The following is a 20,234-nucleotide window of genomic DNA, read 5'->3' as shown; positions in this document are numbered from 1 at the left end:
GACCGCCCCATGCCCCGCTCCCGCGCCATCCTTCTGCCGATCGTCCTGCTCCTGGTGGCGATGGTTTCCATCCAGAGCGGTGCGTCCCTGGCCAAGGGCCTGTTCCCGCTGATCGGCGCCGAAGGCACCACCGCCCTGCGCCTGAGTCTCGGCGCACTGATCCTCTGCTTGGTCATGCGCCCCTGGCGCACACCGGTCAATTTCTCCGCCTGGCCGTCGCTGCTGGGCTATGGCTTGTCGCTGGGCAGCATGAACCTGCTGTTCTACATGTCGCTGAAGACCATTCCCCTCGGCATCGCCGTCGCCCTGGAGTTCACCGGGCCGCTGGCCCTGGCGTTGTTTGCCTCGCGCCGGCTGTTGGATTTCGTGTGGATCGTCCTGGCGGTGTTCGGTCTGTGGCTGCTGCTGCCAACCGAGCAATCCAGCGCCCATCTGGACCCGCTGGGCATGGCCTTGGCCCTCGGCGCCGGGGTCTGCTGGGCGCTGTACATCGTCTTCGGGCAGAAGGCTGGAGCCGCCCACGGCGCGCAGACCGTGGCCTTCGGCACTATTGTGGCGGCACTGCTGGTGTTCCCTATCGGCCTCTGGCAGAACGGCAGTGCGCTGTTTTCCCTAGACCTGCTGCCCATCGCCCTGGGCGTCGCCCTGCTCTCCTCGGCCCTGCCCTACAGCCTGGAGATGATTGCCCTGACCCGCATGCCGGCGCGCACCTTCAGCATCCTGATGAGCATGGAGCCGGCAGTTGCCGCACTGATCGGCCTGCTGGTGCTCAGCGAGCGTCTGAGTGGCAACCAGTGGCTGGCCATCGGCGCGATCATCCTTGCTTCAGTCGGCGCCGCAGCGACCAGCAAAGGCAAGCCGATGCCGCCAGTCGAGCATTAAGCCCTCAGGGGCGCCGGCGGCGCGCCCAGAGCAGCCCGACGATCTTCCAGGCCTTCCCTCCATCCAGGCGGCGTGCCGGCCACAGGTTGCCGCAGGCGATAAACAGGTTGAAGAAACCGAGGAAGAGCGCCACCGGGCCGTAGTACCCCAAATCTGGGCCAAGCAGCGGCAATGGCAACAGCACCAGGGCCGCCACGCTGAACTGTGCCAGCACGCCACCCCAAGCCACCTTGACCTCATCGAGGAAGTCCGCCGGTTTCTGGAATTGACACAGGCCGTGGAAGAACCCCAGCTGCACGGCGAACACCCGCAGGCCCAGACGATGGGCAACGAAGGCATGGCCCCACTCGTGGATCAGGATGATTGCCAGGTAGCAGAGCGTGGCCATCACCCCATAGAGCCCGTATTCCGCTGCCCAGATCAGGCAGAGCCCGGCAAACAGCCCCACCGACCAGTGCAGGAAAACCGGAGCCGTGTAGATACGCAGCCACGGCACCAGGAGGTAGCCGTTGTTCATACCGATACGCCGGCCTCGGGCAGCACCCGCAGCTCACTGCTGATCGCCAGCCCCTCCAGCTCGGCCAGGTACTCCTCCAGCGTCAGCAGGCCCAGGCAGGGCAACGCTCCGCGCGTGGCGAGGGTGCCGGCGGCCAATTTGCGCGCCAGGGCCACCGCCGCCATGCAGGGAATATTCGGCCCGTCGTTGTGCAGCGCCTGCAGCTCCCAGCACAGGGTTTGCGCCTGGCCGGCGTGATCCAGCCCCTGCAGACGCACGAACATGCCGCTCAGGCCATCACCCAGGGGTTCGACCAACACGGCGCCACGCCGGAGCAGGCCGGCCAGTGGCACGCCACTGCGCAACAGGCCTCCGCGCACCAGCCAGGACAGCAGCCAGGTGCCGAATTGGGTCAGGCGCAGGCTGACGCCAGCCGAAAAGCGCACGCTGCGCACGCCCGGATAACGCGCCGGGAACAGCTGTAGATCGGGGATATCGCAGTTGCCGACCCAGCGCCGACCCAGAGGCGCGGCAAAGTCATGCGGACTGAGATCCTGCCAGCCATAGACCGCCTGCCAGGCGCCATCACGCCACTGCTGAAAGGGTTTGCCACAGTAGTTGAGCACCGCCGCCAGGGTCGATACGCCCGGCGTCTTCTCCGAGGAGCTGATGCCATGCCAGATCGCATCCAGCCGCGAGAAGCGTGGCAGCAGGCTGTCGATCACCGCGGCGCTGAGTGCGGGCACCGAGCTGGCGCCGCCACAGATCAATACCCCGGCCGCTTGCGCCGCCTGATCCAGCGCACCGATGGCACAGACGAACTCACGCGCATCGGCCAGGTCGACGTAATGCGCACCCGCCGCGATGCAGGCCTCGGCCACCCGGTAATCCTGGTTCTGGAACGGCCCGGCCGTGGAGATCACCAGCTGCGCCCCCAGCGCGCGCAAACGCTCGGCCAGATCGGCCTGGTTCATGTCCAGGCGCACGGCCTGGCTGCCCGTCTCTTTCGCCAGGGCTTCAGCCTTGGCCAGGTCGCGGCCGGCCACCCACACACGAATGCCGGCAATAGTGCGCAGGCGGCGGACGATCACCGTACCGAAATTGCCGTAACCGCCCAGCACCACCACCCGATAATCCGTCACCCGCCCTACTCCTTGTTCAGTCCGCGTCATTGCTGTCGCTATTGAATTGCAGCTCAGCCAGCCGCGCGTACAGCGGGTTGCTCGCCACCAGCTCGCTGTGGCTGCCGATCGCGACCAGCTTGCCATGCTCGATCACCGCGATGCGGTCGGCACTTTTCACCGTGGCCAGGCGATGCGCAATCACCAGGGTGGTGCGGCCCTGCATCAGGGTCGGCAGGGCCTGCTGGATCAGGTGTTCGCTTTCCGCATCCAGGGCGCTGGTGGCCTCGTCCAGCAGCAGGATCGGCGCGTCCACCAGTAGCGCGCGGGCAATCGCCAGGCGCTGACGCTGGCCGCCGGACAGGCCCAGGCCGGCATCGCCCAGATGGGTCTGGTAACCCTGCGGCAGACGCTGGATAAATTCGTGGGCATGCGCCGCGCGCGCCGCCGCCTCGACCTCGGCCTGGCTGGCTTCGGGTTTGCCGTAGCGCAGGTTGTCTTCCACGCTGCCGTAGAACAGCGCCGGATTCTGCGAGACCAGGGCGAAGCAGCGGCGCAGATCGGCCGGATCGAGTCGGTCGATGGCCACGCCCTCGACCAGAATCCTGCCCTCCTGCGGATCGAAGAAGCGCAGCAGCAGATCGAACAGGGTCGACTTGCCGGCGCCGGACGGCCCGACCAGGGCCAATGTCTCGCCAGCGCGCACCTGCAGGCTGATGCCATCCACGGCGAAATGCTCGGGCCGCGACGGGTAAGCAAAACGCAGTTCCTCCAGCGCCAGCTCACCGCTGATCCGCGCTGGCAAGCGTTGCAGGTCATCGCTCGGCGCGGTGATGGCATTGTCCGTCTGCAGCAGTTCGGCGATGCGCTCGGCGGCGCCGGCAGCGCTCTGCAGCTCGCCGATAACCTCGCTGACCGCACCGAAGGCCATGCCGACGATCAGGCTGTAGAACACGAAGGCGGCCAGGTCGCCGCCAGAGATCTTCCCGGCGATCACATCCATGCCGCCGACCCAGAGCATCACCCCGACTGCGCCGAGCACCAGCACGATGACCACGGTGATCAGCCAGGCGCGCTGCTTGATGCGCTTGCGCGCCGTGTCGAAGGCCGCCTCTACCGTCTGGCCGAAGCGGGTCTTGTCCTGGGCCTGGTGGTTGTAGGCCTGCACCGTCTTGATCTGGCCGAGGGTCTCGCCGACATAGCTGCCGACATCGGCCACGCGATCCTGGGTCTGCCGCGACAGGGCACGCACGCGGCGGCCGAAGATCAGGATCGGCGCCACTACCAGCGGCAAGGCGACAATCACGATGGCGCTGAGCTTGGGGTTGGTGACGAACAGCAGGACGATGCCACCGAGCATCATGATGATGTTGCGCAGCGCCATCGACAGCGACGAGCCGATCACCGTTTGCAGCAAGGTGGTGTCGGCGGTCAGCCGCGACTGGATTTCCGAGGCGCGGTTGCTCTCGTAGAAGCCCGGATGCAGCTCAATCAGGTGGTTGAACACGCGCTTGCGGATATCGGCGACGAAGCGCTCGCCGATCCATGACACCAGGTAGAAACGGGTGAAGGTACCGACCGCCAGGGCCAGCACCAGGGCGAAGAACAGCCCGATCGACTGGTTCAGCGCCTGCTGCGACTGAGTCGCCAGGCCCTGGTCGACCAGCAGGCGAATGCCCTGGCCCATGGACAGGGTGATCGCGGCGGTGAACATCAGGGCCAGCAAGGCGCCCATCACTCGCCAGCGATACGGCGCGACGAAGCGGGCGGCCATGCGCAAGGCGGTACGCTGGCGGGAAGACAAAATCGACGGCATGCGGTTCTCGCAGACAGGCCCATGGCCCGGATTAGTCAGTTGCCGCACGCCGCAATGAGCCAGCAGAGGCTTGTTCACCGGTACAGGCCGGCCTGTTACAGCAGATGGGGGCTGTACGGCAGCAGATCAAGTCAGCTGTGCTTGGTGCATTTATTCATGCAGGAAACGTCGGGCATGGTCGGCATCCGGCAGCAGGCAACTGTCGTAGCGACCGAACAGGCGGTAGCGGTTGAGCGCGATGCGGTCGTAGCACCAGTCGCGCAGCGATCGCGGGATCAGGCGTAGCCCAGCCAGTAGGCGCCAGGGCGCTGGCAATTGGGCGAGGATGCGCAGCACGGCAGTGGAACGGACAAACAGTTCGGTGCCTTCGACATAGGCCATGGTGTCGAAATGATCGGTCGGCAAACCGAACCACTGCAGGATCGCCTGGCCTTCGTCTGACTGCACCGAACACAAGCGAATCCGTGCTTCACGGTCATGGCGGATAAGGAACTTCGCCCAGCCATTGCACAGCTTGCACACCCCGTCGAACAGCACCACGCGCTCGCCGGGCTGGATAAAGGGTGGCAACGGGTTAGCTGTCATCGCACGCTCCTTGGCGCCTGCATGCTACGCCAATCAACGACTGGCGAAGCGGTAATGGCCGGTCACGGTGAAGGCAAACAGGATGTCCTCTTCCTGGGTGCCACGGCCGATGTTGTGCAGGATCAGCGGCACGCCCTGCGCGGTACGGCGGTCGGAGACAATGCCGATATGGGTCAGGCCGCGGCCCAGATCCCAGGTGACGATGTCGCCGGGCTGGTAATCCGCCGCCTGGCGACTGATGGGCTGCGCCAGACCCTGACGGCGCAACCAGGTCATCAGATTGGGCACACGGCGGTGGTCGATATTGCGGTCCGGGCGCTTGAGCCCCCAGTTCTGCGGGTAAGCGGCGAAATGCCCGCGCATGTCCTCGTGCACCGCCTGCTGCAGGTCCAGGCCCTGGACACGCAGGGCACGGATCAGCACATCGGTGCACACGCCGGTAGCCAGCGGCACATCGCCACCGGGATAGGCCAACTGGCGGTAGACCGGGTCATAGCTGAGGGTCACGCCAACCTGCTGGCGGGCGGCGCTGATCAGCTGCTCCGGCTGGATCGACTGCGCCCATGCCGGCAGCGCCAGGCACAGACACAGCCAGACCACAACGGCACGGCCCACTGTCTGATAACGCTCCATCCTCTTGCAACCCTGGCGCATTTAACCCTCCTTGGGTGATTCCGCACTCCAACCTACCGGATAGAGCAGCTCTTCCTTGTACCCCGCCCAGACTCGCACCGCGTCGGGGAAAGCTTCGTCCAGCGCCGGATCGCCGCTATCGACCAGCAGCGGCCGGCCTTCCAGCGTAGCGAGTTTGCGCTTGGTGGCGATGACCCGCAGGTGTTCCAGGCCGATGGCGCGTAGTACCCGTGGGCTGATCTGCTGGTTGCCGCGGCCGATGATATGGCCCTGGCCGCCGATAGCGGTGACCAGCAGGCGCGCAGGGTAGCCGTCGACCAGCTCGAACAGCTGGGCTTCGGTCACATCGCGAGCCAGCACGGCGCCATCCTCGATCACGTCGACGCCGAGCAGGGTGGTCTGCAGGCCGAGGTTCTGCGCCAGCCCATGCAGGGTCGAACCGGGGCCGAAGACGTAGCGCACGCCCTGCTCCCAGCTTTCCTGCAGCCAGTCCGCCAGGTCGACCAGTACCAGCTCCTCGGACTCCACGCCGGCCTGCTTGGTGTGCTGCATGAAGCTGCCTTCGACCGGCACCGTCAGCTCGCCGTACCAACGGGCGCTGACCTTGCCATCGCGCAGCGCCGCTTCGTCGAGATCGCGCACTTCGCCACTGGCCAGACGTACCAGGCCGCCTTCCACCAGGCGCCGGGCCAGCTCACCAGCAGCGCGCGGGCTGATGGCGTAGACCCCGGAATGGATCTTCACCCCGGCCGGAATGCCCAGCACCGGCTGGTCCTCACGCACCGCGGCGCAGATATCGCGGGCGGTGCCATCGCCGCCGGCAAACAGGATCAGCGCACAACCGGCATCCTGCAGCGCCTGCACGGCACGTTGGGTATCGGCGGCGCTGGTCGCGCCCTCGCCCAGATCACCCAGCACGCGATGGGCATAGCCCAGTTCAGCCAGCAGATCGGCGCCCATCGGCCCGGGAAAGCTGAGGAACTGCAGACGCCCGGCCACCGGCCTCAGGCATTCCAAAGCGATGCGCGTGCGCTCGGCGGCACGCGGCTCGGCGCCTCGCGCCAGGGCCTCGGCGGCCACCCCATCACTGCCCTTGAGCGCAGCGGCACCGCCCAGGCCAGCCAGGGGGTTGATGATCAAGCCGATATGAAAGGTGGCGCTCATGCAGATTCCCGCTCCGACTACATACAAAGTCTGATTGGCAGACAGCTGGCTTTGCCGAAAACTGCCGCCATCGACTATAAGAAAACTTCCACGTGAAGCGCAGGCCCGATAACAGGGTCAACCCTCCTCGGGTGGAAAACGACGTGGCACAGGGTCTGCTTTACCGCGACCGAACCGCTTTTCAAGCGCTTTTTTGGCGCTTCTGACTGTCACCGCGCGTTCACACAGTCGCTCTAGACTGCGCACATTCACCTGATGAGGAGACAGGCCATGAGCTTGAAAGACAGCAACTCCACCCCTCAACGTCTCGTCCCGTTGCAACCGCAGCACGCGGTGGGCGGCTCGTTCATTGATGCCCAGGGGCGCGAAGTACCGATCACCGAAGGCATGATCCAACGCGCCTGTCGCGAATTGGAAAAGCACTGGTCGCTGCCCAAACAAGCCTGAGCCTTATCCCTCCTGCCCTATGGGCCAATCAACCCGGGCATTACCCAGGTTTTTCTTTGCGCTCACACCACCTGGGCACCCAGCGCGGCTACCAGTTGACGCAAGACCGTCGATTCATCCTGCAAGCGAACCCGCAGTCCGTCGATCTCGCGGCGATAGGGATAGTGTTTGCGCAAAGCATCGAAGGCCGCCTTGCGCTGCTCGGCGCTACCCACCAGCGAGCGGCGGAAATCGGCATCGTCGCGGCGCGGGTCGTAGACCGCACGGCACAGGGTGGCCAGCGCCCATTCAGGCGTAGCCTTGGCATGCAGGCTGAGTTCGCCGAGCCAGGCCGGCGGCAGCAGATCGCTCAGCTGCACCTGCTCGGCCAGGCCGTTGGCGGCGCAATAGGCTTGGTAGATCTGCGCGGTGCCGCGCAGCTTGCCGTCCAGGCTGTAGCCGGCGATATGCGGCGTGGCGATCTGGCACAGCGCGGCCAGCTCGGGGTCGGCCTGCGGCTCACCCTCCCAGACATCCAGCGCCACCTGCAGATCCGCCCCCGCGCGCAGATGGCCGAGCAGCGCCTGGTTATCCACCACCGCGCCCCGGCTGGCGTTGATCAGCCAGCTGCCGGGACGCAGCTGTTGCAGCTCGCTGGTGCCGATCAGATGACGGGTCGTGGCATCCAGCGGGGTATGCAGGCTGAGCACATCGCAGTCGCGCAGGATGCTTTGCAGCTCAACAAAGTCGCCCCCTTCGGCAGCCTGCCGCGGTGGGTCGCAGACCCGCACATCCCAGCCCAGCCCGCGCAGCACCTTGACCAGGCGCCCACCCACCTGGCCGGCGCCGATCACGCCATAGCAGCGCTCGGCCAGCGGCTTGCCTGTCTGCTCAGCCAGGGCCAGCAGCGCGCCCAGCACGTAATCCACCACGCCACGGGCATTGCAGCCGGGGGCACTGGACCAGGCGATGCCGGCTTCCTTGAAATAATCGAGGTCGAGGTGGTCGGTGCCGATGGTGCAGGTACCGACGAAGCGCACCGCGCTGCCCTCCAGCAAGGCGCGGTCGACGCGGGTTACCGAACGCACCAGCAGGACTTCGGCATCGCCCAGGGCGGCACGGTCGATCGCGCGCCCCGGATGGCGGTTGATTGCGCCAAAACCGGCAAAGAACTCGTCGAGCAGGGGGATATTTTCGTCGGCTACGATACGCATGCGGCTCTCCACAACAGAGGCGCTATTCTAGGCGCAGCCGGGCCGCCTGGGTATTCGGCCTTTCCTGACCGATCCGTCAGCGCGTAAACTAACGCGCCTCGCGCCCTCTCCCGTTGGTCCTTGCATGTCCGCCCTGTCCCGCCCCGCCCGCGTCCACACCGAACTGCGCGCCCTGCTCAAACTGGCCACGCCAATCATCATCGCCCAGCTGGCCAACACCGCCATGGGCTTCGTCGATACCGTGATGGCCGGACGCGTCAGCCCCCATGACCTGGCCGCCGTGGCTCTGGGCAACTCGCTGTGGGTGCCGGTGTTCCTGCTGATGACCGGCATTCTCCTGGCCACCACGGCCAAGGTGGCGCAACGCTTCGGTGCCGGCCAGGAAAGCGACATCGGCGCGCTGGTGCGTCAGGGTCTGTGGCTGGGCCTGGCGGTGGGTTGCGGCTCGGCCGCCCTGCTGTGGAACGCCACGCCGGTGCTGCGCCTGATGGACGTCGACCCCAGCCTGATCGAACCGGCCATGGGCTACCTGCGCGGCGTCGCCTGCGGTTTCCCGGCAGTGGCGCTGTATTACGTGCTGCGTTGCTACAGCGATGGCCTCGGTCATACCCGACCGAGCATGGTCCTGAGCCTGTGCGGCCTGCTGCTGAACATCCCGCTCAACTATGTGCTGATCTACGGCAAGCTCGGCCTGCCGGCGCTGGGCGGCGTGGGCTGCGGCTGGGCCACCGGCATCGTCATGTGGTGCATGCTGCTGGGCATGCTGTGGTGGGTGAACTGGGCGCCGTTCTACAAGCCCAGCCAGCTGTTCAGCCGTTTCGACTGGCCGCAGTGGCCGGTCATTCGCCGTCTGCTCAGCGTGGGCGTGCCGATCGGCGTGTCGGTGTTCGCCGAGTCGAGCATCTTCGCCGTGATCGCCCTGCTGATCGGCAGCCTGGGCGCCACCGTGGTGGCCGGGCACCAGATCGCCCTCAACTTCAGCTCGCTGATCTTCATGATTCCCTACTCGCTGGGCATGGCCGCCACCGTGCGCGTCGGCCAGGCGCTGGGGCGCGGCGAGCCGCGCAATGCGCGTTTTTCCGCCGGGGTGGCGATGGGCACCGCGCTGGGCTATGCCTGCCTGTCCGCCAGCCTGGTGTTGCTGCTGCGCGAACAGATCGCGCAGATATACACACCAGACCCGGCGGTGATCGCCATCGCCGCCACCCTGATGGTCTATTCGGCACTGTTCCAGTTCTCCGATGCGGTACAGGTCACCGCCGCCGGCGCCCTGCGCGGCTACCAGGACACCCGCGCGACCATGCTCTTCACCCTGTTCGCCTACTGGGGCATCGGCCTGCCGGTAGGCTATGGCCTGGGCCTGGCCGACTGGTTCGGCGAGCCTTCCGGGCCCAGCGGGCTGTGGCAGGGGCTGATCGTCGGGCTGACCTGCGCGGCCGTCCTGCTCGGCATTCGCCTGGCGCGCAGCGCGCGCCGGCGTATACGCGCTCAGTCGTCGAGTGCGACGGTGGCGGCCAAAGCAGTCCAATAGTCAGCAGAAAGGTACTCGCGCCCGGCCAGCAGGTGTTCCAGATAAGCGCGACTGGGGGCCAGCCCCTCGCTGCGCCAGAACGGGTTGGCGATATAGACCCAGGCGGTGATCGGCCCCCGCTCGGTCTGCACCGCCAGGCGCTCGCGGCTGTAGTACACCGGGGTGCCTTCGAAGTGATCCAGCTTGAAGATCTCGTGCTGGTCGGCCAGACGATACAGCACGCCTTCGACCACGCCGCCGAGCTGATGGCGAATATTGGCGTAGGCGCGGCCAGGATGGTCATGGGCGCGCTTGTTGAAGCACAGGGCAAAGCCCGGCAAATGCCCGGACAGCGCCTCCTCCACCCGCAATCCGCGCGCCTGCATGCGCGCCGGGTTCATGTTGGAGCCATAGGCGAAGTAGTACGGCATTACTCGGCTTTCTTGCGAATCCAATAGAGATAGACGCCGCCTTCTTCGCTCTGCTCGACCAACTGGTGATCGAGGAACATGCAGAACTTGGGGATATCGCGGCGGGTCGAGGGATCGGTGGCGATCACCTTGAGCAGGCCACCGGGCGCCAGGTCACGCACCTTGTTGTGCAGCATCATCACCGGCTCCGGGCAGTTGAGCCCGCTGGCGTCGAGGATGGCGTCGGGGATGACGGCAGAGTGTTGGGACATCGAGTTACTCCAGAAACAGGCTGCAATTGTCGCCGATACGTGCCCCTCAGGACAGCCGACGCAGATGGCAGGTCACTTCCTCGCGGTCGTGGTAGAGCTGCTTGCAGGCGATCGAGACCTTGATCTTGCGCGCGGCGAAGGCATCTTCCAGGCGCTGCAGCAGGCGGCAGACCTCGGCATAGCGCTGCTTCATCGGCAGTTTGAGGTTGACCACCGCCTCGCGGCACAGCCCTTCCCCGATCCAGGTTTCCAGCAGCGCGGCGTTGCGCGCCGGCTTCTCGACGATGTCGCAGACCATCCAGTCCACCGGCTGCTTGGGCTTCCAGGTGAAACCATCGACCATCAGGTGCTGAACCAGGCCAGTATCCATCAGGCTCTCGGCCATCGGCCCGTTGTCGATGGCGGTGACCAGCATGCCGCGCTTGACCAGTTGGTAAGTCCAGCCGCCCGGTGCGGCACCGAGGTCGACGCCGGTCATCTCATCCGACAGGCGCGCGTCCCACTGCTCGCGCGGGATGAAGTAGTGCCAGGCCTCTTCCAGCTTGAGGGTCGAACGGCTCGGCGCCTCACGTGGGAACTTCAGGCGCGGGATGCCCATTGGCCAGGGCGCCTGATTGTTGGCCTCGGCGAGACCGAGGAACACCTCGCGGCCGCTCTTGAAGGTCAGCAGCAGGCGCGGCTTGCTCGGGTCGTCGACCAGCTTGCCCGCCGCCGTCAGCGCCTTGCGCAGCGGCGCCTCGAATTTCTTGCAGAAGTTCGACAGCTCCTTGCCGTCGTTGGTGTCGAACACCTCCAGCCACAGGCTGCCGCACACCGGGTAAGTGGCCAGGCTGCTCAGCAATACGCTGATGCGGTCAGTTTCCGGCAACTCCACGTAACTGCCACGGGCCCATTGCCGCGGGAAGATCAATTTATTGAACCGCAGGCCCTGCATCAGCCTCTCAGTACCATCGGCCTCGCTGCAGACGAACTCGGCGTGGGCGCTGCTCGCCTTGCCCTTGGCATAGCCGGACACCCCCAGGCGCGCGGCGTGGTCGCTGATCTCGGAACAGACTTCACCTTCGAAGCCCGGGCGGCAGTGCATTAGCAGGGTATTCATGGTGGTTCTCCTCAGGCCGCGCATGATAGCCGAGTCCACCCTGCGCAGCGCGTCCGGTAGCAGGGCGAAACTGGCAGGAGTTGACTGGGCGGTCTAGTTTCACTGCTTGGTCTGAATCGATACTGACCATTCAGGAGATATGCAGATGGCTTCCCTTGATAGCCTCAATTGCCAGCGCAGCCTGGATATCGACGGCACGATTTACCACTACTACAGCCTGCCGGAGGCAGCCAGGAGCCTCGGCGATATCAGCCGCCTGCCGCTGTCGCTCAAGGTGCTGCTGGAAAACCTGCTGCGCTGTGAAGACAACGCCACGGTCAGCGTTTTCGATATCAAGGCCATGGTCGACTGGCAGCAGGAGCGGCGCAGCGACCACGAGATCCAGTTCCGCCCGGCGCGTGTGCTGATGCAGGACTTCACCGGCGTGCCGGCGGTGGTCGACCTGGCCGCCATGCGTGCCGCCATGGCCGCAGCCGGCGGTGACCCGCAGAAGATCAATCCGCTGTCGCCGGTGGACCTGGTGATCGACCACTCGGTGATGGTCGACCAGTACGCCTCGCCCGGCGCCTTCGGCCAGAACGTCGACCTCGAGATGCAGCGCAACGGCGAGCGCTACGCCTTCCTGCGCTGGGGACAGGACGCCTTTGCCAACTTCCGCGTGGTGCCGCCAGGCACCGGCATCTGCCACCAGGTCAACCTGGAATACCTGGCACGCACCGTGTGGACCAAGGAAGAGAACGGCCAGACCTTGGCCTTCCCCGACACCCTGGTCGGCACCGACTCGCACACCACCATGATCAACGGCCTCGGCGTGCTCGGCTGGGGCGTCGGCGGCATCGAAGCGGAAGCGGCGATGCTCGGCCAGCCGGTGTCGATGCTGATTCCCGAGGTGATCGGCTTCAAGCTCAGCGGCAAGCTGAAGGAAGGCATCACCGCCACCGACCTGGTGCTGAGCGTGACGCAGATGCTGCGCAAGCACGGCGTAGTGGGCAAATTCGTCGAGTTCTATGGCGACGGCCTGGCCGAACTTCCCCTGGCCGACCGCGCTACCATCGCCAACATGGCCCCGGAATACGGCGCCACCTGTGGTTTCTTCCCGGTGGACGCGATCACCCTCGACTACCTGCGCCTGTCCGGGCGCCCGGAGGCCACCATCAAGCTGGTCGAGGCCTACAGCAAGGCCCAGAGCCTGTGGCGCGAGCCTGGCCATGAGCCGCTGTTCAGCGCCAGCCTGGAGCTGGACATGGGCAGCGTCGAGGCTTGCCTGGCCGGGCCCAAACGCCCGCAGGATCGCGTACCACTGCCGCTGGTAAGCCAGGCCTTCGACGACTTACTGGCGCTGCAACTCAAACCCGCTGCGGGCGCGCCCGGCAATAGCCTGGTCAAGCATGACAGCCAGATCTACAAGCTGCAGGACGGCGCCGTGGTAATCGCCGCTATCACCTCCTGCACCAACACCTCCAACCCCAGCGTGATGATGGCCGCCGGCCTGCTGGCGAAGAAAGCGGTAGAGAAAGGACTACAGCGCAAGCCCTGGGTGAAGAGTTCGCTGGCCCCCGGCTCCAAGGTGGTCACCGAATACTTCGCCGCCGCCGGACTGACTCGCTACCTGGACGAACTGGGCTTTGCCCTGGTCGGCTACGGCTGCACCACCTGCATCGGCAATTCCGGGCCGCTGCTCGAACCGATCGAGACCGCCATCCAGCAGGCCGACCTGACCGTGGCCGCGGTGCTGTCTGGCAACCGCAACTTCGAAGGCCGCGTGCACCCGCTGGTCAAGGCCAACTGGCTGGCCTCACCGCCGCTGGTGGTGGCCTACGCCCTGGCCGGCACAGTGCGAATCGACCTCAGCAGCCAGCCACTGGGCACCGGCCGGGACGGGGCGCCGGTGTACCTGCGTGATATCTGGCCGAGCCAGGCAGAGATCGCCGCGGCCGTGGCCCAGGTCAGCAGCACCATGTTCCGCCAGCAATACGCTGCGGTGTTCAGCGGCGATGCGCAGTGGCAGGCGATCGCCGTGCCGCAGGCCGCCACCTATGTGTGGCAGGCGGACTCCACCTATATCCAGCACCCGCCGTTCTTCGCCGATATTGCCGGCGATCCGCCGCATGTCGGTGATATCCACGGCGCACGCATCCTCGCCCTGCTGGGTGACTCGGTGACCACCGACCACATCTCCCCCGCCGGCAATATCAAGAAGAACAGCCCGGCCGGGCGCTACCTTGGCGAGCACGGCGTGGCCCAGGCCGACTTCAACTCCTACGGCTCCCGGCGCGGCAACCACGAGGTGATGATGCGCGGCACCTTCGCCAATATCCGCATCCGCAACGAGATGCTCGGCGGTGAGGAAGGCGGCAATACCCTGTACATGCCCAGTGGCGACAAGCTGGCTATCTACGACGCAGCCATGCGTTATCAGGACGAAGGCGTGCCGCTGGTGATCTTCGCTGGCCAGGAATACGGCACCGGCTCCAGCCGCGACTGGGCGGCCAAGGGCACCAACCTGCTGGGCGTGAAAGCAGTGATCGCCGAGAGCTTCGAGCGTATCCACCGCTCCAACCTGGTGGGCATGGGCGTGCTGCCGCTGCAGTTGCGTGCTGGGCAAACGCGCAAGACGCTGCAATTGAATGGCACGGAGAAAGTCACCATCGGTGGTCTGGATGGCGTCAGCCTGCGCCCGCATATGAGCCTGGCCCTGGACATCACCCGCGCCGACGGCAGCCATGAGGAAGTCGAAGTGCTGTGCCGCATCGACACGCAGAACGAGGTGGAATACTTCAAGGCCGGCGGCATCCTGCATCACGTGCTGCGGCAGATGCTGAAGAGCTGACTGAACAGGAACGTAGCCCGGATGCAATCCGGGAAATATCCATCACGCCCCGGATTGCATCCGGGCTACGCCTGAAGCTGGCTGGTGGTCGGCCGCCAGCTTCAGGCCACCGCGTCAGCTGGTCACCGTAGCCTTCGGCGTGCGCCCGTAGACGTCTTCCAGGCGTTCGATGTCGTCCTCGCCCAGGTAGCTGCCGGACTGCACCTCGATGATCTCCAGGGGGATCTTGCCGGGGTTGCTCAGGCGGTGCACCGAGGCGATGGGGATGTAGGTCGACTGGTTCTCGGTGAGCAGGAACACCTTGTCGTCACAGGTCACCTGCGCCGTGCCAGACACCACGATCCAGTGCTCGGCGCGGTGGTGATGCATCTGCAGCGACAACTGCGCACCGGGTTTGACCGTGATGTGCTTGACCTGGTGGCGCGAGCCGTTGTCCACCGAGTCGTAACTGCCCCAGGGGCGGTAGACGGCGCAGTGACTCTGGGTTTCCTTGCGGCCCTGGGCGTCGAGCAGATTGACCATCTTCTTGACGTCCTGCACGGCATCCTTGTGCGCGACCATCACCGCATCCTTGGTCTCGACCACCACCACGTCACTCATGCCGATCAGGGTCACCAGTTTGGACGTGCCATGCACGAAGCTATTCTGGCTGCTGTGGGTTACCACATCGCCCTTGAGCACATTGCCGTCGCTGTCCTTCTCATGCACATCCCACAACGACGACCAGGAGCCGACATCGCTCCAGCCCGCCGCCAGCGGCACGACACAGGCCCGCGCGGTTTTCTCCATCACCGCATAGTCGATGGAGTTGTCCGGGCAGCACTCAAAGGTGCCGGCATCGATGGTCAGCATGCCAACCGTAGCCTTGCTGCGCTCCAGGGTCAGCACGCAGGTATCGTAGATATCCGGTTCATGGTTGCGCAGTTCATCCAAGAATCGACTGGCGCGAAACAGGAACATGCCGCTGTTCCAGTAATAGCCTCCGCTGCGCACAAACTCGCTGGCGCGCAATGCATCCGGTTTCTCGACGAACTGAGTCACCCGGTAGGCGCCGGGAACCAGGCCATCACCTTCCTCGCTGCGGCCGGCCTTGATGTAGCCGAAGCCGGTCTCGGGTTTGTCCGCCGGCACGCCGAACAGCACCATCTCCCCCTCTTCCGCCGCCGCGCGCGCCAGCTCCAGGGCCTTGCGCAGGTTCAGCTCGTCGTTGATCACATGGTCGGCAGGCAAGATCAGCATCAGCTCGTCGCGCCCCTCGGCCAGCAGTTGCAAGGCGGCCATGGCCACTGCCGGTGCCGTGTTGCGACCGAAGGGTTCAAGCAGCATCGACTGGGCATGGCTGCCGATTTTGGCCAGCTGTTCGTTGACGATGAAGCGGTGATCCAGGTTGCACACCACGATGGGCTTCTGCATACCTTCGAAAGCCAGGCGCTGCAGGGTCTGCTGGAACAGCGACTGCTCGCCGGTAAGGGCAAGGAATTGCTTGGGATACAGCTTGCGCGACAGGGGCCAAAGCCGCGAACCGCTACCGCCGGAAAGGATGACCGGGATCATGGGGTGTCTCCATTTAATATCCGTTTTAAATAGGACCTGTCCCGCGCAGCCGGAACGGATGTACCGGGCCTGGGAAATGCTTCAGGTCTCACCTCAAGGCAGTTGCCCGCATGACGCGTGGCGATGGAGTCGCCCGGCAGCCGGCAGAGTGCAGTCACACAGCGGTCGTCAGGATACCAAGACGAGCTGTAATGAATCTCCGTCAACCGAGCAGCGGCTTCCCTGCGCGTCCTCCATGGCGGGCCGAGCAGCCGTTTTTCTTGGAAATTGTGCCCACCGCCAGCAAGCGCGAGCTGAATGGATAACGCCTTACCAGCCGATACCGACCAGTTGCTCGGTACTGGTATGGCGCATGAAACCGACCAGATCGAGCATCTTCTTCTCCGGAGCGAGCTTCTCCACCACAGCGGCGAACAGTTCATCGCCATTGCCCAGCACGATCACATCCGCATCGGCTACCACCTGCTCGAGGTCGGTGCGCAGCAAGGAAGATACGTGAGGGATTTTCGACTCGATGTACTCGCGATTGGCCCCATGGACCCGGGCATACTCGACATTGCGGTCATAGATCTGCAGGTCGAAGCCCTTGCCGATCAGCATCTCCGCCAGCTCCACCAGCGGGCTTTCGCGCAGGTCATCGGTGCCGGCCTTGAAGCTCAACCCCAGCAGCGCCACCTTGCGTTTGTCGAAGCCAGCGATGATGTTGAAGGCTTTCTGCACCTGGCCACTGTTGCTGCGCATCAGTGAGTTGAGCAGCGGCGAGTCGACATCCAGCTGGTTGGCCCGATAGGCCAGCGCGCGCACATCCTTGGGCAGGCAAGAGCCACCAAAGGCGAAGCCGGGTTTCATGTAGTACTTGGACAGGTTGAGCTTGTGGTCCTGACAGATCACATCCATCACCTCGCGCCCATCGACCCCGACCGCCATGGCGATGTTGCCGATCTCGTTGGCGAAGGTGACCTTGGCCGCGTGCCAGACATTGCAGGTGTACTTGATCATCTCCGCAACTTCGATGCTCTTGCGGATGATCGGCGCATCCAGCTCGCTGTAGATGGCTTCGAGCAGGTCACCGGAGGTGCTGTCGAGTTCACCGATCACGGTCATGGCCGGGAAGTCGTAGTCCTTGATCGCCGTGCTTTCGCGCAGGAACTCCGGGTTGACTGCCACGCCGAAGTCCTTGCCGGCCTTAAGCCCCGAGTACTTCTCCAGGGTCGGGATGACCACCCCACGCAACGTCCCCGGTAGCACGGTACTGCGCACCACCACGGTGTGCCGCGTGGCTTTCTCCGGCAGAACCTTGCCAATCTGCTGGCAGACTTCCTCGATATAGGACACATCGAGGTCGCCATTGCGTTTGCTCGGTGTTGGCGGAGCCAGGAAGGAAATATCCGTGGCCATCACCGCCTCGCGCACGTTGAGCGTGCCGCGCAAGTTGCCGCTGGCCACCCCCTTTTGCAGCAGAGCTTCCAGGCCCGGCTCGACTATGGGTGACTTGCCGCTGTTGATCAGGTCTATTTTCAACGCCGAGATATCCACCCCGACAATCTGGTGGCCACGCGCCGACAGACAACCGGCACATACCGCGCCGACGTACCCCAAGCCAAAGATGCTAATGCGCATTGAACGATCTCCTCCTTGCGTTAACCCGTGCAGCAACCCCCAGGTAGCTGCACCCTCGCGAGACCGACAGGTACTACAGACTCCTCGTCCCACACTTCAAATTGCACATTCCACTGATGCTTATTTGAAATGCTATTCCGGCATTCAACGTGTCGAGAGCAAAACCGGTGCCAGTTATATCCAGCCAGACTCAAGACCGAACACTTTCAAACTTTCCTTACAAAACAGCCATCTAGTTAGCGACAACAACCGCAGCACAGCCCGAGAAAACCAATATGACGGCACCAAAACAAGGCAACCGCTCTAGAATGCAGCGCACGGCAGGTTTTTTAGAAAACATCACCTAATTAATAGATAGCTAAAAATGAAATAAAAACACTGGATTAGTAACCAATTCTACTAACCAGCCAGTTTATTGACCCTGAGTAAAGTCAGCGAGTTATTACCCTGAACAGAGATGCCAGATCGAGATGAACAAATGATTAAACCTTACTGCCTTATTTCGACAGCGCTCATCCGCCGCCCCATGGAGTAAACGGCAAGTTCAAAAAATATTATTGACGTCAAAATATTATTGATCGCCTTCTGCCGTTACACTGCAACCCCTTCAGGATCAGCCGCTAAACTTCCAGCAGCCACGGCCGATCCATCCTGGACAGCCACCCGCACAAGAATCGACACGCATGCGCAATAATCAGCCCGTCACACAGCGTGAACGCACCTTCCCCGCCCAGCAGCGCCTGATCTCCACCACGGACATCAAGGGCCAGATCACCTACTGCAATGAAGCCTTCATCGAGATCAGCGGCTTTTCCCGGGAAGAGCTGATGCGTGCTCCGCACAACCTGGTGCGCCATCCGGACGTGCCACCGGCCGTGTTCGATCACATGTGGACGACCCTGAAGAAAGGCCGCCCCTGGATGGGCATCGTCAAGAACCGCAGCAAGAATGGCGACCACTACTGGGTCAACGCCTATGTCACCCCGGTGCTGGATAACAATCAGGTGGTGGGCTACGAGTCGGTACGGGTAAAACCCACCAGTGAACAGATCAAACGCGCAGAAGCCCTCTATGCGCGGATCAATGCCGGCAAGTCGGCCATCCCCAGCAGCGATGCCTGGTTGCCGATGCTGCAGGCCTGGTTGCCGTTCATCCTGGTCAGCCAGATCGGTTTCCTGGTCGGCCACTGGATGGGTTCGACCTGGGGCTTCCTGCTCGCCGCCCTGCTCTCCGTGCCGCTGGGTCTGGCTGGCCTGGCCTGGCAGAACCGCGGGGTAAAACGTCTGTTGCGCCTGGCCGAACAGACCACCTCCGACCCGCTGATCGCACAGATGTACACCGACAGTAGGGGCGCCGAGGCGCGCCTGGAAATGGCCATGCTCAGCCAGGAAGCGCGTCTGAAGACCTGCCTGACCCGCCTGCAGGACACCGCCGAGCGCCTGACCAAGCAAGCCCGCCAGGCCGATCAACTGGCGCACAACAGCTCCGCCGGCCTGGAGCGCCAGCGCGTGGAGACCGAACAGGTCGCCACCGCCATCAACGAAATGGCCGCCACCACCCTGGAAGTGGCCAGCAACGTGGCGCGCACCGCCATTGCCACCCAGGAAGCCAATCGCCTGACCGGCGAAGGCCGTAATGTGACGGCGGAAACCCGCGCCGCCATCCAACGCCTCTCGGTATCGGTCGGCGAAACCGGCGAAACCGTGTCGCGCCTGGCCCAAGACAGCAATGAAATCGGCGGCGTGGTCGATGTGATCAAGGGCATTGCCGATCAGACCAACCTGCTCGCGCTCAACGCCGCCATCGAGGCGGCGCGTGCCGGCGAGATGGGCCGCGGCTTTGCCGTGGTGGCCGACGAGGTGCGCTCGCTGGCGCAGCGTACCGCCGAATCCACCGGGCAGATCCACGGCCTGATCGCCAAGCTGCAGCGCACCGCGGAGGAAGCGGTGATGACCATGGAAATCGGCCGCAAGCAGGCCGACGAAGGCGTCGAGCGCGTGCTGCAGGCCGACCAGGCCCTGGCCGGGATCAGCGAGGCAGTGGCCAATATCACCGACATGGCCAATCAGATCGCCGCAGCCGCCGAGGAACAGAGCGCCGTAGCCGATGAGGTCAACCAGAACATCACCACCATCGCCCAACTGGCCGACCAGACTGCCGGAGAGGCCTTGAGTACCGCCCATCTCAGCCAGGAGCTGACAGCCACCGCGCAGGATCAGTACTCGCTGGTCGAACGCTTCAACCGCTGATTGGCGACACCCTAGAAAGTCCGGCATCTGCCTGATGCTGCTCACTTGAGAAAACGCCGCGATTTCGCCCAGGAATCGCGGCGTTTTTTCTGCGGTGGGCAAACTGTAGGAGCGAGCTCTGCTCGCGAACTTGGCGTCCCAAGAGCTTCGCGAGCAGAGCTCGCTCCTACGGTCTGGGTGTTTTACCTGCCCCAATCCCGTTGCAACGGTTTTTATCCAGCCGTAGCCCGGATGCAATCCGGGGAACAGGCAGCTCCGCCCCCGGATTGCATCCGGGCTACGACTGTTTGCGATCTTGTGGCGGCAGCTCCAAGGGATGCAGCCAGTGCAGACTGCTTTGCTCCCTCTCTCGT

General features: G+C 64.3%; 17 protein-coding genes. 5 read left to right on the top strand and 12 right to left on the bottom strand.

Annotated elements, in window-relative coordinates; translation table 11 throughout:
- Positions 1-9 precede the first annotated feature (9 nt).
- Complete coding sequence (rhtA, locus tag HNE05_RS09585; protein ID WP_173206163.1) at positions 10-882, top strand: threonine/homoserine exporter RhtA; 873 nt, start codon at positions 10-12, stop codon at positions 880-882.
- A gap of 4 nt (positions 883-886) precedes the next feature.
- Here the strand turns inward: rhtA and HNE05_RS09580 are convergent, their stop codons facing one another.
- The 6 genes from HNE05_RS09580 to HNE05_RS09555 all read right to left on the bottom strand — a co-directional run bounded on the left by HNE05_RS09580 (position 887) and on the right by HNE05_RS09555 (position 6,697).
- Positions 887-1,399: a zinc metalloprotease gene (locus tag HNE05_RS09580; protein WP_173206159.1), complete on the bottom strand. Its 513-nt coding sequence runs from the start codon at positions 1,397-1,399 to the stop codon at positions 887-889.
- A complete protein-coding gene (locus HNE05_RS09575) occupies positions 1,396-2,520 on the bottom strand; it encodes a saccharopine dehydrogenase family protein (protein WP_240008842.1) in 1,125 nt (374 codons plus the stop codon). The genes HNE05_RS09580 and HNE05_RS09575 overlap by 4 nt, the downstream gene beginning before the upstream one ends.
- A gap of 16 nt (positions 2,521-2,536) precedes the next feature.
- A complete protein-coding gene (locus tag HNE05_RS09570; RefSeq protein ID WP_173206154.1) occupies positions 2,537-4,315 on the bottom strand; it encodes an ABC transporter transmembrane domain-containing protein in 1,779 nt (592 codons plus the stop codon).
- Between the two features lie 150 nt (positions 4,316-4,465).
- Complete coding sequence (locus HNE05_RS09565) at positions 4,466-4,900, bottom strand: thiol-disulfide oxidoreductase DCC family protein (protein ID WP_173206151.1); 435 nt, start codon at positions 4,898-4,900, stop codon at positions 4,466-4,468.
- Positions 4,901-4,933: 33 nt separating this feature from the next.
- Positions 4,934-5,533 carry a DUF1287 domain-containing protein gene (locus tag HNE05_RS09560; RefSeq protein WP_173211646.1) on the bottom strand — a complete coding sequence of 200 codons (600 nt, stop codon included), beginning with the start codon at positions 5,531-5,533 and terminating at the stop codon, positions 4,934-4,936.
- A gap of 21 nt (positions 5,534-5,554) precedes the next feature.
- Positions 5,555-6,697 (bottom strand): ATP-NAD kinase family protein, encoded by a 1,143-nt coding sequence (locus HNE05_RS09555; RefSeq protein WP_173206148.1) that lies wholly within the window; start codon positions 6,695-6,697, stop codon positions 5,555-5,557.
- A gap of 270 nt (positions 6,698-6,967) precedes the next feature.
- Here HNE05_RS09555 and HNE05_RS09550 point away from each other — a divergent pair, with 270 nt between their 5' ends.
- Entirely contained in the window at positions 6,968-7,144 is a 177-nt protein-coding gene (locus HNE05_RS09550; protein ID WP_173206145.1) for a PA1571 family protein, read from the top strand.
- A gap of 62 nt (positions 7,145-7,206) precedes the next feature.
- Here HNE05_RS09550 and pdxB read toward each other — a convergent pair whose 3' ends face one another.
- Positions 7,207-8,337: a 4-phosphoerythronate dehydrogenase PdxB gene (pdxB, locus tag HNE05_RS09545; protein WP_173206143.1), complete on the bottom strand. Its 1,131-nt coding sequence runs from the start codon at positions 8,335-8,337 to the stop codon at positions 7,207-7,209.
- Positions 8,338-8,461: 124 nt separating this feature from the next.
- Here pdxB and HNE05_RS09540 point away from each other — a divergent pair, with 124 nt between their 5' ends.
- Positions 8,462-9,868: an MATE family efflux transporter gene (locus HNE05_RS09540; RefSeq protein WP_173206141.1), complete on the top strand. Its 1,407-nt coding sequence runs from the start codon at positions 8,462-8,464 to the stop codon at positions 9,866-9,868.
- Here HNE05_RS09540 and HNE05_RS09535 read toward each other — a convergent pair.
- From HNE05_RS09535 to rlmM, 3 genes are read right to left on the bottom strand one after another with little or no spacing between them, the layout of a single operon-like run.
- Entirely contained in the window at positions 9,826-10,278 is a 453-nt protein-coding gene (locus HNE05_RS09535; RefSeq protein ID WP_173206138.1) for a gamma-glutamylcyclotransferase family protein, read from the bottom strand. The genes HNE05_RS09540 and HNE05_RS09535 overlap by 43 nt on opposite strands.
- The gene (tusA, locus tag HNE05_RS09530) at positions 10,278-10,529 is read right to left on the bottom strand and encodes a sulfurtransferase TusA (RefSeq protein ID WP_173206136.1); all 252 of its coding nucleotides are present in this window, start codon (positions 10,527-10,529) and stop codon (positions 10,278-10,280) included. Before tusA ends, HNE05_RS09535 begins: the two co-directional genes overlap by 1 nt.
- A 46-nt stretch (positions 10,530-10,575) precedes the next feature.
- Entirely contained in the window at positions 10,576-11,628 is a 1,053-nt protein-coding gene (rlmM, locus tag HNE05_RS09525) for a 23S rRNA (cytidine(2498)-2'-O)-methyltransferase RlmM (protein WP_173206133.1), read from the bottom strand.
- A gap of 145 nt (positions 11,629-11,773) precedes the next feature.
- Here rlmM and acnA point away from each other — a divergent pair, with 145 nt between their 5' ends.
- The gene (gene acnA / locus HNE05_RS09520; protein WP_173206130.1) at positions 11,774-14,458 is read left to right on the top strand and encodes an aconitate hydratase AcnA; all 2,685 of its coding nucleotides are present in this window, start codon (positions 11,774-11,776) and stop codon (positions 14,456-14,458) included.
- A gap of 114 nt (positions 14,459-14,572) precedes the next feature.
- Here the strand turns inward: acnA and HNE05_RS09515 are convergent, their stop codons facing one another.
- Both HNE05_RS09515 and HNE05_RS09510 read right to left on the bottom strand, forming a co-directional pair.
- Complete coding sequence (locus HNE05_RS09515) at positions 14,573-16,012, bottom strand: mannose-1-phosphate guanylyltransferase/mannose-6-phosphate isomerase (protein WP_173206127.1); 1,440 nt, start codon at positions 16,010-16,012, stop codon at positions 14,573-14,575.
- A gap of 309 nt (positions 16,013-16,321) precedes the next feature.
- Positions 16,322-17,632 (bottom strand): nucleotide sugar dehydrogenase, encoded by a 1,311-nt coding sequence (locus HNE05_RS09510; protein WP_173206124.1) that lies wholly within the window; start codon positions 17,630-17,632, stop codon positions 16,322-16,324.
- Positions 17,633-18,315: 683 nt separating this feature from the next.
- Here HNE05_RS09510 and HNE05_RS09505 point away from each other — a divergent pair.
- Positions 18,316-19,881 carry a methyl-accepting chemotaxis protein gene (locus HNE05_RS09505; protein WP_173206121.1) on the top strand — a complete coding sequence of 522 codons (1,566 nt, stop codon included), beginning with the start codon at positions 18,316-18,318 and terminating at the stop codon, positions 19,879-19,881.
- Positions 19,882-20,234: the final 353 nt, after the last annotated feature.

The sequence above is a fragment of the Pseudomonas campi genome (assembly GCF_013200955.2).
GTDB classification, from domain to species: Bacteria; Pseudomonadota; Gammaproteobacteria; order Pseudomonadales; family Pseudomonadaceae; genus Aquipseudomonas; species Aquipseudomonas campi.
Note: the sequence above shows the minus strand (reverse complement) of the source record. Positions and strands in the feature narration are given on the sequence as shown.

What these genes read in the sequence shown, in the direction of transcription:
- HNE05_RS09580 (WP_173206159.1), bottom strand. Translation starts at nt 1,399, where the DNA reads ATGAACAACGGCTACCTCCTGGTGCCGTGGCTGCGTATCTACACGGCT.
- pdxB (WP_173206143.1), bottom strand. Translation starts at nt 8,337, where the DNA reads ATGCGTATCGTAGCCGACGAAAATATCCCCCTGCTCGACGAGTTCTTT.
- HNE05_RS09505 (WP_173206121.1), top strand. Translation starts at nt 18,316, where the DNA reads ATGCGCAATAATCAGCCCGTCACACAGCGTGAACGCACCTTCCCCGCC.
- HNE05_RS09540 (WP_173206141.1), top strand. Translation starts at nt 8,462, where the DNA reads ATGTCCGCCCTGTCCCGCCCCGCCCGCGTCCACACCGAACTGCGCGCC.
- acnA (WP_173206130.1), top strand. Translation starts at nt 11,774, where the DNA reads ATGGCTTCCCTTGATAGCCTCAATTGCCAGCGCAGCCTGGATATCGAC.
- tusA (WP_173206136.1), bottom strand. Translation starts at nt 10,529, where the DNA reads ATGTCCCAACACTCTGCCGTCATCCCCGACGCCATCCTCGACGCCAGC.
- rlmM (WP_173206133.1), bottom strand. Translation starts at nt 11,628, where the DNA reads ATGAATACCCTGCTAATGCACTGCCGCCCGGGCTTCGAAGGTGAAGTC.
- HNE05_RS09555 (WP_173206148.1), bottom strand. Translation starts at nt 6,697, where the DNA reads ATGAGCGCCACCTTTCATATCGGCTTGATCATCAACCCCCTGGCTGGC.
- HNE05_RS09570 (WP_173206154.1), bottom strand. Translation starts at nt 4,315, where the DNA reads ATGCCGTCGATTTTGTCTTCCCGCCAGCGTACCGCCTTGCGCATGGCC.
- rhtA (WP_173206163.1), top strand. Translation starts at nt 10, where the DNA reads ATGCCCCGCTCCCGCGCCATCCTTCTGCCGATCGTCCTGCTCCTGGTG.
- HNE05_RS09565 (WP_173206151.1), bottom strand. Translation starts at nt 4,900, where the DNA reads ATGACAGCTAACCCGTTGCCACCCTTTATCCAGCCCGGCGAGCGCGTG.
- HNE05_RS09535 (WP_173206138.1), bottom strand. Translation starts at nt 10,278, where the DNA reads ATGCCGTACTACTTCGCCTATGGCTCCAACATGAACCCGGCGCGCATG.
- HNE05_RS09515 (WP_173206127.1), bottom strand. Translation starts at nt 16,012, where the DNA reads ATGATCCCGGTCATCCTTTCCGGCGGTAGCGGTTCGCGGCTTTGGCCC.
- HNE05_RS09560 (WP_173211646.1), bottom strand. Translation starts at nt 5,533, where the DNA reads ATGGAGCGTTATCAGACAGTGGGCCGTGCCGTTGTGGTCTGGCTGTGT.
- HNE05_RS09510 (WP_173206124.1), bottom strand. Translation starts at nt 17,632, where the DNA reads ATGCGCATTAGCATCTTTGGCTTGGGGTACGTCGGCGCGGTATGTGCC.
- HNE05_RS09550 (WP_173206145.1), top strand. Translation starts at nt 6,968, where the DNA reads ATGAGCTTGAAAGACAGCAACTCCACCCCTCAACGTCTCGTCCCGTTG.